Below are 12,351 nucleotides of genomic sequence, written 5' to 3'. Positions count from 1 at the left end.
CACTTTCAGTATTGTAAAAATAACAGAAGCAACCAAAATAAAAGGCACAATTTTTTAGATGATCGAGATTCACGCAGGGAAAACAGCGGCTAAAATTATTAACGAACAGGGCTTTAAACCTGAACTTTTCACCTCTTTTTTAGGTGCAAGTGGCGGTCCTAAATGGTTTACATTATTTGGCTTAGATAAATATATTTTTGGTGAATTTTTTAAAAACCGCACCCAACCACTTAATTTAATTGGCTCATCTGCTGGCGCTTTTCGCTCTGCGTGTTTTGCACAAAACGATCCTGTTGCTGCGATTGAGCGATTAGCAAAATCGTATTCGCAAACCCGATATTCAAGTAATAAACCAACACCAAATGAAATAACAATAAAAGCGCGCGCATTACTTGAAGATGTTTTTGGCGATAACGGCGTAATCGAAATTATAAATAACCCAATATTTAAAGCGCACTTTATAGTAGCAAAATCGAATGGCTTTATTGCCAGCGAAAATAAATTAATACAGTTAATGGGTTTATCAAAAAGTTACATGCTTAACCGCGTTAACCGAAAATTATTAGGCTCACAGTATGAGCGCTTTATATTTGGCCCAGCAACAAGTGACTTATCAATTACCGACAGCTACAATTTTAAAACGCAAAACATAGCGCTTACTCAAAATAATTTAAAAGATGCATTACTTGCATCGGGCTCTATACCACTTGTTATGCAAGGCATAAAAAATATTGCAGGCTCGCCGCAAGGAATATATCGCGACGGCGGAATTATCGATTACCACTTTGATTTAAAAATTAATAACCCAGGCTTAATTTTATATCCGCATTTTAATTCAGAGCCAAAAGCAGGGTGGTTTGATAAAAATTTAAAACGTAAAGTGTCGCCACTTAATTACGACAAAGTAGTAATGATCACCCCATCAAAAGAATTTGTAGCAAGCTTACCGTACGGAAAAATTCCAGACAGAAACGACTTTACCGATCTTGATGCAGATACACGCATTAAATATTGGAATACTGTTTTTAGTGAAACAGAAAAGTTGGCTGAAGCGTTAGATAAAAATTTAGAAAATAAATTATTTAGTACCATAGATATAATGGGATAGGATTATTTATTTAGTTACTTGTTATAAATAAGAAATTAAAAAGGAGATTTTATGAAACTATACAAATATTTATCTGCTGATGCTGCTACGGCATTCTTAACAGAGCCTACACTTAGGCTAAGTCAGAACAATAGTCAGAATGATCCTTTTGAAGTTTTACCAACAGGAATAGATATAAATAAAATAAAAGATGTCAGCCAAGAGACTATAAAAATTTGTGGGAGAGAATTTAATTCGCACAGAGATATAAATCCATATTTAGATTTATATGGTTATGTGTCTTTAAGCAAAAATAAAGAAAGTATGCCAATGTGGGGTAACTATGCAACTAACAGTAAAGGTATATTAGTTGAATTTGAAGTTGATGAAGAAGATCCATTTTCTATTTTTGATATAGATAAAACTAATGATATTGAAGCCTACCTGAGTGACAATGTTATTTATAATAGAGAGCGAAGCTATAGCAAAAATATCACTACTTTATCAGATGAAGAGGTTAATAATTTTTCTAAACATTATTTCTTTAGTAAACATGAATCTTGGAAGCACGAGGAAGAATATAGATTTGCACTACCATTTACGAACTGCAATAAAGTCATAACACTTGGTAATTCAGATGAAACCAAAAATAAACTGAGCTCACTGGGTTATAAAGGTGATTTAAGAGAAAAAATTAATGATCTATCTAATGTGTTTTTTCTAGCAGGGTTTTGTGAAAATGACCTTTCAAGATGGAATTCAGTTTGGAGAAATTATGAAGCTTATCAAGTGATGTTCTTAATTAAAGTTAATCCAAGTAAAATATCTAAAATTTACTTAGGAGTAAATTCAGATGTAAAGAAAATGAAAGAAGCAATAATAGAGGGGACTAAGTTAGCATCTGGAAATAGAGGAAGGTTTTATAATAGCTATGAAAATTTTAGAAATGTCTATAAATGTAAACTTGACAGCAATTTATTTGAATTGAAATATGAAAAACTTACGTAGAATACTTCAGCATAGAAATATAGAACACAACCCATAAATTACGTTATGTTAAATTGCATGGGTTTTAATAAAGCGAGCGTGATTATACAAACCAGCTCGCTTTTAGGAGAGTAATTTGGAGGTTAATTAAGCTCTGAATCAACCCAAAACTTGGTACCTTTTAATACAGCTTGTAGTGCAAGGCCATTTTCGGTTACAGAATATACAGTCACTTGATCTGCAATCGCTTCGGCAACCAGTGCACCGCCTTTATCTTCATATTTTGCTGCTGCATCAGCGTTTCCGCCAAATGCCCAACCATGTTCAATAAATCTATTTAGTGCAGCTTGGTTATGAAAAACCATTACAACGTTAAAATCTTTTACACCTAAACCAAGCCCTAAACCGGCTTCGCCCATATTCATGTAAGTCGATTTACCTGTAAGGTTATTCTTAACTACGCCGTAACCGCCACCAAAACTGGCTAAAACAACATTTACGTTCGCGTTATCAAAAACAGCGTAACCAGCCGAATTAGCAATTTGTTTTTTAACATCAGGTTTTTCAGCGTATAATTTATCTAACGTGTTTGCTTTCATACTTTGTACAAGTGAACGTTTTTCGCTTGGTGATGCACTACCCGTAGTCGCACAACCAGTTAACGCAACAGTTAAAGCAAGTATGCTTAGTGTAATTAGTTTTTTCATAATGTTTTCCTTAATAAGATATAGCAAGCAACAACCATAGAATAGTCACAGTATTAAAATAATTAGAGTTTTACTATGTCCAATACTAGACAGTATCGGACTTTAACGTTATTCTGTAAGTCTATTATTTAATTGAATATTTATACATTATGCTTGTTGCTTTGGTTGATACGTTAAAACAATTAAGATATCAAATTGCCCATCTAGATGACGGTACTCTAAATTCAGAATACCCAGAACTTGCATCCTTTATACAGGAAGTTGGCTTGACTGTAACTGAATCAAAAGCCGATCTGACATTCTTATATCAGTTTTTATATGTTTATGGCAGAAAATCAGAAGCCACTTATAGTCGTTTTCGAAATGAGCTTGAACGCTTTTATTTATGGTCGTGGTTAATAGCAGAAAAATCAGTATTCGATTTAAAACGTGAAGATATTGAAGCTTACGTTGATTTTATGGTTGAACCTGATAAAGAATGGGCTGCAACTTCAGTGCAATGGCGTTATAAAGATGAGCAAGGAATTCGTAGATTAAATCAAAATTGGCGCCCTTTTATGCTAAAAGAATCGACTGCCAGCCAACAAACTTTATCAGCCATGTTTACTGCCTTAAATGTATTTTATAAGTTTGCCCTACTCGAAGAAAAAACATTTGCGAACTTTGTCCCTGTTGTTAAAAAAAATAGCCCGTATTTAGTTGTTCAATCACAGATTCAAATTCCTGATACATTAAGTGATATTCAATGGGAATACGTTTTTGGTGTAACGCGTGATTTATGCGAACATAACCCTGATTTAGAGCGAAACTTATTTACGCTTGCCTGCTTAAAAGGTCTTTATTTACGAATTTCAGAATTATCTGAGCGCCCACAATGGTCGCCGGTAATGTCTCATTTTTGGCAAGATAATGATGGATTTTGGTTTTTACGTATAATGGGTAAAGGTAATAAATTACGAGATGTAACCTTAAGTGATGATTTTGTTGAATATTTAAAACGATACAGATTATATCGAGGGCTACCTGCCCTTCCTCGGGTTGATGAATCTGAGCCGTTAGTTCATAAAATTCGCGGTCAAGGTGGCATGACCGTAAGGCAAATTAGGCGTTTAGTTCAACAAAGTTTTGATTATGCTCAGCAATCATTACTTGATGATGGTTTTAAAGATGACGCTGAACAACTTGGCGCTGCAACTGCACATTGGCTTCGTCATACTGGTGCTACACATGATGCGCAAACCAGACCGCTCAAACATTTATCAGAAGATTTAGGCCATTCTAAAATTGCGACTACCGATCAAATTTATATTCAAACAAATATTAAAGAGCGAGCAAAATCAGGACTTAAAAGGAAAATTTAATGGAGTATTTAGTAATAGCATTTATAGGCGGACTATTTTTAATTTATTCTTTAACACTTCGCCAGTTAGAAAAAACAGAAGTAACAGGTCCAATGTTTTTTGTTGTCGGCGGAATATGTTTAGCTTTTATGCTACCCAACGAAGGACATAAAATAAAAGAAGGCGTTGATCTTTTATTACCATTTATAGAGCTTACGCTAAGTATATTTTTATTTTCTGATGCAGCTAAATCAAAGCTAAGTGTTTTAAGGCATAGTTTTCAGTATCCTAGTTTACTATTGTTTGTTGCCCTACCCTTAACATTATTACTCGGTATTGCTGTTGCTTTATTTTTCTTTGCTGAGCTTTCACTTATTCAAGCGGCGTTACTCGCAATTATTTTAACGCCTACCGATGCAGCTTTAAGTAAAGGGCTATTAGCAAGTACACAAGTGCCTGAAAAAATACGTGAAGGGATAAATACTGAAAGTGGTTTGAACGATGGATTATGTGTGCCCATATTTTTAATATTTATATTACTCGCTAAAAATCCTGATTCAGCTATTACCGCAACACAAACATTAACTGTGTTTGGCCGAGAGCTTGGCCTGGCTCTATTAATAGCTATTACAAGTATCGCTGTATTTATACCGAGTTTAAACTTTGCAATGAAACGTCATTACTTTGCACAAAATACCAGTCCGTTTTTATTACTCGGTTTTGCTATGGCTGTGTTTTCTGTGACTCAATATTTTCATGGCAGTGGATTTATTGCGGTGTTTATTGCAGGCTTATTATTTGATAAATTTTCGACCGAAGAAGTTAGAACAGAATTAATTGAAGACTCAGAGCATATCGCAGATTTCACATCGTTAATGATTTGGTGCTTGTTCGGGTTTGTTTGTGCTTACTTAGTTATTCCTAAATTAAATACTGAAATTATAATTTACGCTTTGTTAAGTACAACATTGATTAGAATAATTCCAGTTATGTTGTCACTGCAGTTTACGGCATTGAGTATTAAAGAGCGTTTTACATTTGCGTGGTTTGGACCAAGAGGATTAGCATCAATTGTTTTTACATTGATGGTGATAGATACGCAAATAGAAAACAAATATCAAATAGCGACTATAGCAATGACGACTATTTTATTTAGTGTATTTATACACGGCATTAGCACTAAACCTATTGCAGATAGCTTTGCTAAAAAGTAGTTTTTAAAACAGTTATTTAAATTAGATAATTAAAATAATAGATTTAAAAAAGGCATAACGATTACTTTCATTATTGATGAAGTTAATTGTTACGCCTTTTTTGCTTAAGAACTAATTTAATAAATCTATTTAAGTACTCTTATTTTATAAAGTTATTTAAGAACCTGTGCTAGTAATTCAATTGGGTGTTTTGGTTTAAATTGTTCAAAACGTTTAACTTGGCTACGACAAGAAAATCCCGTAGATAAAAGTTGCTCTGGTTTATTTTTATCTACAATTGGTTTCCAACTCATTTCGTAAAGCGCACGTGAGTTATCTTGATTTTGTGCTTCGTGGCCATAAGTCCCCGCCATTCCACAGCAACCTGTATTTGTTGTTTTTAATGTTAAACCAATATCACTGAAAATTGTTTGCCAAACATTTGCCGCTTTTGGCAGTGCAGTTGTCTCAGTACAGTGACTCAGTAATGTAAATTCAGTATCTGTATTTTGCTTTGCGCTTAGTGATTTAAACGATTGTGTTTCTAGCCATTCATGGGCAAGTTGCACATTAAATTGCCCACGGTTATTTTCTAAAATTGTATTATATTCATCGCGGTAGCACATAACGAGTGACGCATCTAAACCGACTAGGGGTGCATTAATATCATTTAATTTATTTAAAAACTCGGCTGCATTTTTAGCTGTAACTTTAAATTCATGCAAAAAACCTTTTACGTGTTGCGGTTTACCATTTGGTTTAAAAGGTAATAGCATTGGTTTTTTGCCAAGTTGGGTTATTAAAGTAATAAAACTTTCTACTAATTCGGCTTCGTAAAAGCTCGTAAATGGGTCTTGTACTATTAATACATATTCACTTTGTTGCTCTGCATTTAATTTATTTAATAAATCAAAATCAAATTTTTGTGTTTTAGTAATACGCTTTGAAAGTGCAGGAATACTTAACTGTGGTGTATCAACATAGCCAACTGTTTTTTTAATAACATTGCTTACTAATGATGTTTTAACAATTGGATTTATGACTTTAGCGAACTTTGCCATTAATGGCGCGCTGTTTTCTATGTTACCAACAAGGTAATCTTTTAGCGGACGCGCATAATAACTATGATAATAATTTAAAAAGCGTGAACGAAAAGTGGGTACATCTACTTTAATTGGGCATGCAGTTGTACATGCTTTACATGCTAAACATTCATCCATTGACGCTTTTACTTCGTGAGAAAAGTCGTAAATACCTTTTCGTTTTTCGCGGCTATGAACAAAACGTTCCCACCAGGTGATTACTTCACCTTTGTTAAGTTGCTTTTCTACTTCGAGTAAATCTACATTTTTTGACTCTTGTAATCGAAGCCATTCGCGCATTAAACTTGCGCGTCCTTTTGGTGAATTACGGCGATCGCCAGTTACTTTATACGATGGACACATAGGTGAATTTTCATCGTAATTAAAGCATATGCCATTACCATTACAGGTCATTGCATTGTTAAAACTGGTTTTAACTTCTATTGATATTTGCTTATCGAAGTGCGATCTCTTTTGTCCATCAACACTAACTAGTGAGTCTTCACTATCGATAGGAGTACATATTTTACCAGGGTTAATACGGTTGTTAGGATCAAAAGCTGTCTTTATTTTACGAAGTTGAGTATATAAATGCTCACCAAAAAATTCAGGACTATATTCACTTCGGTAACCTTTACCGTGTTCGCCCCACATTAAACCACCGTACTTAGCGGTTAGTTTTACTACTTGATCTGAAATAGTTCTAAGTAGTTTTTCTTGTTCTGGGTCGCACATATCAAGTGCTGGGCGTACGTGTAAAACCCCCGCATCAACATGGCCAAACATACCATACTGTAAATTATGGCTGTCGAGTAATGCTCTAAATTCGACAATATAATCTGCTAAGTTTTCAGGGGGTACAGCGGTGTCTTCTGCAAAGGCGAGTGGTTTTTGACTGCCTTTTACATTACCTAATAAACCCACAGACTTTTTACGCATTGCGTAAATTTTAAGTATATCGCTTTTATCACTGGTTAACTGATAACCAATAACGCCATTAGTTTGATTTGCTACGCATTCGTCTAGAAGTTTACAAAGCGTGTCTACTTTGTCTTTTATATCATCGTTTGATACTGCATTAAACTCGACCATGTTAAGGCCTTGCATATCTTTATTTGGTACGTCGGTTATTAAGTCCGATACTAAATTCCAAATAATGTCTTCACGCGCTAAGTTTAAAACTTTGCTATCAACGGTTTCTACCGATGTTGCGCGTGCATCAACTAAAAACGGTGAATGACGAAGTGCTGAATCAAAACTATCGTACTTGATATTTATAAGGGTTTTAAATTCAGCAATCGGTGTTAGGTTTAATTTAGCTTCAGTTACTATACCTAATGAGCCTTCTGAACCTGTTATTAGTCGGCTCATGTCAAAAGTAAGTAAGTCATCACTTAGCACATGCTCTAGGTCGTAGCCGGTTAAAAACCTATTTAACCGTGGAAACTTAGCTAAAATAGCTGCGCGTTCATTAACTGAAATATCTAAAACTGTTTTATATAAACTACCAATTAGAGAGTCTTGCTCGGCTATAATTTTTGCTTTGTCGATGTCTATTGGTGAGGTACACATAGGTGTGCCATCGACTAAATAAGTTGTAAGCCCTAAAACATGATCGCTTGTTTTTCCGTAAACTAACGAACCTTGCCCAGAGGCGTCAGTACTTATCATGCCACCAATAGTTGCCCTGTTACTGGTAGATAAATCGGGCGAGAAGAAAAAACCATAAGGTTTTAAAAAGTCATTAAGTTGATCTTTTATTACGCCGGTTTGAACGCGTACCCAGCCTTCTTCTACATTTATTTCGAGGATTTCGCGCATATAGCGAGACAAATCTACAACAATACCTGGTGTTAACGATTGACCGTTAGTACCTGTTCCGCCACCACGAGGGCCAAAAGTTAAAGATAAAAATGGGTCGCGAGATGCAGTTTGCAGTGCGAGTTGAATATCTTTTTCATTTTTTGGAAAAATAACACCTTGGGGTATTTCCTGATATACACTGTTATCGGTTGAAGCAGTAATACGCGTTGCATAACTTGCATCGGTATCTCCACTAAAACCTTGGCTTGCAATGGTATTTAGGTAATTTGCGACAAGTTCTGTCGCGGCATCTTGCTGTGTAATTGTTGCTATCATGACGGCGATATTTTAGGGCATTTGACTAATTATATCATGGTGATGGCGAATAGAAATTGAAGATTTTACAGTTTGTAACACTCTTTTAGTCGATTTTAATGCAGCTTAAATTATACTCAAGTTAACGAGTAATGAGGTGTGTTATATGAAAAAATTACTATTACAGATCAGTGGCGTGCTATTTATTTTACTAGGGTTATTTTTTGCGGTTGTACCAGGACCATCACTTATATTTTTTATGGCGGGTTTATTGTGTTTTTCGTTTTATTACCCTAAAGCGCGACATTACTTATCACTTTGCCAAAAGGCGTTAACTAAATCATGTGCTTATTTAGATAAAAAAATAGCCCGTTAATTTAACTTTTAATTGGGTATAAAAAAATGCCAGCAATACATTGCTGGCATTTTTTATAGCTTACCTATTTATTACTTTGCTAATTTTTTAGCTAGGTATAACCATGTTTCTATTACTGTGTCTGGATTGAGTGAAACAGAGTCAATGCCCTGCTCTACTAACCATGCTGCAAAGTCTTCGTGATCTGAAGGACCTTGACCACAAATACCTACGTACTTGCCTTTTTCTTTAGCTGTTTTAATTGCCATAGAAAGTAGTTTTTTAATTGCTGGGTTACGCTCATCAAATAAATGTGCGATTAAACCTGAATCACGATCAAGACCAAGCGTTAACTGTGTTAAATCGTTAGAGCCGATAGAAAAACCATCAAACATTTCTAAAAATTCATCAGCAAGTAATGCATTTGAAGGCAGCTCACACATCATGATTACTTTAAGACCATTTTCACCACGTTTAAGGCCATGCTCTTCTAGTAATTCAATTACGCGTTTACCTTCTTCAAGGGTACGTACGAATGGGATCATGATTTCAATGTTTGCCATATCCATGTCGTTTCTTACGCGTTTTATAGCTTCACATTCTAATGCAAAACAATCGCGGAAGTCTTCAGAGATATAACGTGCGGCGCCACGAAAACCAATCATTGGGTTTTCTTCTTCTGGCTCGTATTGCTGGCCACCAACTAGGTTTGCGTATTCGTTTGATTTAAAATCAGACATACGCACAATTACACGCTCCGGTGCAAAAGCACAACCAAGCGTTGAAATACCTTCAACCAGTTTTGTTATGTAAAACTCTACCGGTGATTCGTAACCGGCAATCATGTCAGTAATTTCTGCTTTTAATGCATCGGTTTGCGCATCAAAATTTAATAACGCTTTAGGGTGAACGCCAATCATACGGTTGATAATAAATTCAACTCGCGCAAGGCCAACACCTGCATGCGGTAAGCGTGCAAAGTCAAAGGCGCGATCGGGGTTACCCACGTTCATCATTACCTTCATTGGTAGTTCTGGCATTTTATCAACGCGTGACGTTAGTATTTCAAAATCTAAAATACCTTCGTAAATAAAGCCGGTATCGCCTTCGGCGCACGATACTGTTACTTCTTGTCCCGCTTTAATTAAATCAGTTGCATTACCACAACCAACAACTGCTGGAATACCAAGTTCGCGTGCAATTATTGCCGCGTGACACGTACGGCCACCACGATTTGTAACAATCGCTGCTGCACGTTTCATGATTGGTTCCCAATCAGGGTCGGTCATATCGGTTACTAAAATGTCGCCTACTTGTACCTGGTCCATTTCTTTAATTGAATCAAGAACACGTACAACACCGCTACCAATTTTGTGACCAATTGCACGGCCTTCAACAAGTACATTACTTGTGCCATTTAATTGAAAACGTTCCATTACGTTTGAGTCTTCGTTTGAGCGGACAGTTTCTGGACGTGCTTGAACTATATATAGTTTGCCGTCGTTTCCGTCTTTTGCCCATTCGATGTCCATAGGACGACCGTAATGTTTTTCAATGATTACAGCTTGTTTGGCAAGATCTTGCACTTCTTCATCTGTAATCGAAAATTTATTAGAAAGCTCAGGGTCAACATCAACGATGTCTACTTGCTTACCATGTGCTTTGTCTTCTGAGTAAATCATTTGTATGGCTTTAGAACCAATATTACGACGTACTACTGAAGGTTTGTTTTTAAGGAGTGTTGGTTTATGAACATAAAATTCATCAGGGTTAACGGCGCCCTGTACAACCATTTCACCTAAGCCATAGCTTGATGTAATAAATACAACGTCTTCAAAACCAGACTCTGTATCAATACTAAACATTACGCCAGATGCTGATTTATCTGAACGTACCATGCGCTGTATACCTGCAGATAACGCTACACCACGGTGATCGTAACCTTGGTGAACACGATATGAGATTGCACGGTCATTAAATAATGAAGCAAATACGTGTTTAATAGCGACCATGACTGAATCGATACCGACAACGTTAAGGAAAGTTTCTTGTTGGCCTGCGAATGATGCATCTGGCATATCTTCAGCGGTAGCTGATGAACGTACCGCAAATGAAACATCTGTTGCAGTATCGCCATGGAGTTGGCTATATGCGTCGCGAATGGCTTGATCTAGGTTTGGTTGGAATGGTGTGTCGATTATCCATTGGCGGATATCGGCACCGACTTTAGCGAGTGTATTTACATCATCAACATCAAGTGTATCTAAGATGTCATGAATTTTGGCGGTGAGTCCTGATTGATCTAGAAACTCATTAAAAGCATCTGCGGTAGTTGCGAAACCACCCGGTACTTGTACACCTGCGTTTGCGAGGTTTGAAATCATTTCGCCAAGTGACGCGTTTTTACCGCCAACTCGAGGAACATCTTGCATACCAAGCTCTTGATACCAGAGAACGTATTCTTGCACGGATCTTTCTCCAAAAAAAAACAAATTGTAGGTCTAACTGTGAGAGTTAAGAAAGAAAACCTTTTATAAAGGTCGTCATCATTCTACACTGGCAACAGTCCTCACGTAAACCGTGGGAAACCCATTTTAGGGATTTAAACGCAATAAAAAGGTTAATTATGAGAACTGCTTTTTATATATCAGATGGAACAGCAATTACTTCAGAGGTGTTTGGGCATGCGACTTTGTCGTTGTTTCCTATCGATTTTAATCATAAAACAATTCCATTTGTAGAAACGGAAGAAAAAGCGCACGAAATTAAAGCTTTAATTAATGCAACCGCTGCAAAAACAGGTGAAAAGCCTTTCGTGTTTTTTACTTTTGTAAATCACAATTTAAGTGAAATTATAAAATCGGCTGATGCAGTTACGTATGATTTTTTAACTACGTATAGCGAAAAAATAGAAAAAGAGCTCAATGTAGCCCCTGTTCCAAAAATGCATCGTACGCATTCTATCCACGAAAAAAGTTATGATTTTAGAATTGATGCGGTTAACTATGCTCTTATGAATGATGATGGTGGAAATATTAAAAACTTTTCCGAAGCAGACATCATTTTAATTGGCGTTAGCAGAAGTGGTAAAACACCGACAAGCTTATACTTAGCACTGCAGTACGGCATTAAAGCGGCTAACTACCCTATTACAGAAGAAGATTTAGATAATGAAGGTTTGCCTAAATGTTTAGTCCCTTATAAACATAAGTTATTTGGACTGACGATTGACCCTGAGAGGCTTGCGGCTATAAGGCATCGACGTATGGCTAACTCTAAGTATGCTTCAATTAAACAGTGCCGTATTGAGGTGCGCGAAGTAGAAATGTTGTATAAGCGTCACAAAATAGCTTACTTTAATTCTACGCATCATTCTGTTGAAGAGATTTCTGCAAAAATACTGATAGAAACAGACTTGGAGCGACGTAAGTACTGACTTACTCATCAAATTTGAAATAAAAAAACCGCAACTAAGCGGTTTT

General features: G+C 36.1%; 9 protein-coding genes. 6 read left to right on the top strand and 3 right to left on the bottom strand.

The window, feature by feature from the left end:
* Window positions 1-58: 58 nt before the first annotated feature.
* Together H5161_RS03250 and H5161_RS03245 are read left to right on the top strand one after the other, a co-directional pair.
* Window positions 59-1,108: a patatin-like phospholipase family protein gene (locus H5161_RS03250; protein ID WP_024596514.1), complete on the top strand. Its 1,050-nt coding sequence runs from the start codon at window positions 59-61 to the stop codon at window positions 1,106-1,108.
* A 51-nt stretch (window positions 1,109-1,159) separates the two neighbouring features.
* Window positions 1,160-2,095 carry a DUF2971 domain-containing protein gene (locus H5161_RS03245; protein WP_182768672.1) on the top strand — a complete coding sequence of 312 codons (936 nt, stop codon included), beginning with the start codon at window positions 1,160-1,162 and terminating at the stop codon, window positions 2,093-2,095.
* Window positions 2,096-2,217: 122 nt separating this feature from the next.
* Here the strand turns inward: H5161_RS03245 and H5161_RS03240 are convergent, their stop codons facing one another.
* A complete protein-coding gene (locus H5161_RS03240) occupies window positions 2,218-2,781 on the bottom strand; it encodes a YSC84-related protein (RefSeq protein WP_182768671.1) in 564 nt (187 codons plus the stop codon).
* A 149-nt stretch (window positions 2,782-2,930) separates the two neighbouring features.
* Here H5161_RS03240 and H5161_RS03235 point away from each other — a divergent pair, with 149 nt between their 5' ends.
* Together H5161_RS03235 and H5161_RS03230 are read left to right on the top strand one after the other, a co-directional pair.
* Window positions 2,931-4,142 (top strand): tyrosine-type recombinase/integrase, encoded by a 1,212-nt coding sequence (locus tag H5161_RS03235; RefSeq protein WP_007377559.1) that lies wholly within the window; start codon window positions 2,931-2,933, stop codon window positions 4,140-4,142.
* Window positions 4,142-5,335, top strand: a complete 1,194-nt coding sequence (locus H5161_RS03230) for a sodium:proton antiporter (protein ID WP_182768670.1) — start codon at window positions 4,142-4,144, stop codon at window positions 5,333-5,335. Before H5161_RS03235 ends, H5161_RS03230 begins: the two co-directional genes overlap by 1 nt.
* A gap of 152 nt (window positions 5,336-5,487) precedes the next feature.
* Here the strand turns inward: H5161_RS03230 and H5161_RS03225 are convergent, their stop codons facing one another.
* Entirely contained in the window at window positions 5,488-8,535 is a 3,048-nt protein-coding gene (locus H5161_RS03225; protein ID WP_182768669.1) for an FAD-binding and (Fe-S)-binding domain-containing protein, read from the bottom strand.
* A 145-nt stretch (window positions 8,536-8,680) separates the two neighbouring features.
* Here H5161_RS03225 and H5161_RS03220 point away from each other — a divergent pair, with 145 nt between their 5' ends.
* Window positions 8,681-8,890, top strand: coding sequence for a PGPGW domain-containing protein (locus tag H5161_RS03220; RefSeq protein ID WP_182692823.1), 210 nt, complete (start codon window positions 8,681-8,683; stop codon window positions 8,888-8,890).
* A 71-nt stretch (window positions 8,891-8,961) separates the two neighbouring features.
* Here the strand turns inward: H5161_RS03220 and ppsA are convergent, their stop codons facing one another.
* On the bottom strand, window positions 8,962-11,337 hold the full coding sequence (gene ppsA, locus H5161_RS03215) for a phosphoenolpyruvate synthase (protein WP_182694862.1): 2,376 nt from the start codon (window positions 11,335-11,337) through the stop codon (window positions 8,962-8,964).
* Window positions 11,338-11,495: 158 nt separating this feature from the next.
* Between ppsA and H5161_RS03210 the strand changes: the two genes are divergently transcribed.
* Entirely contained in the window at window positions 11,496-12,305 is an 810-nt protein-coding gene (locus tag H5161_RS03210) for a pyruvate, water dikinase regulatory protein (protein WP_007583184.1), read from the top strand.
* Window positions 12,306-12,351: the final 46 nt, after the last annotated feature.

Source organism: Pseudoalteromonas sp. SG43-5, assembly GCF_014164345.1.
GTDB lineage: Bacteria > Pseudomonadota > Gammaproteobacteria > Enterobacterales > Alteromonadaceae > Pseudoalteromonas > Pseudoalteromonas distincta.
Note: the sequence above shows the minus strand (reverse complement) of the source record. Positions and strands in the feature narration are given on the sequence as shown.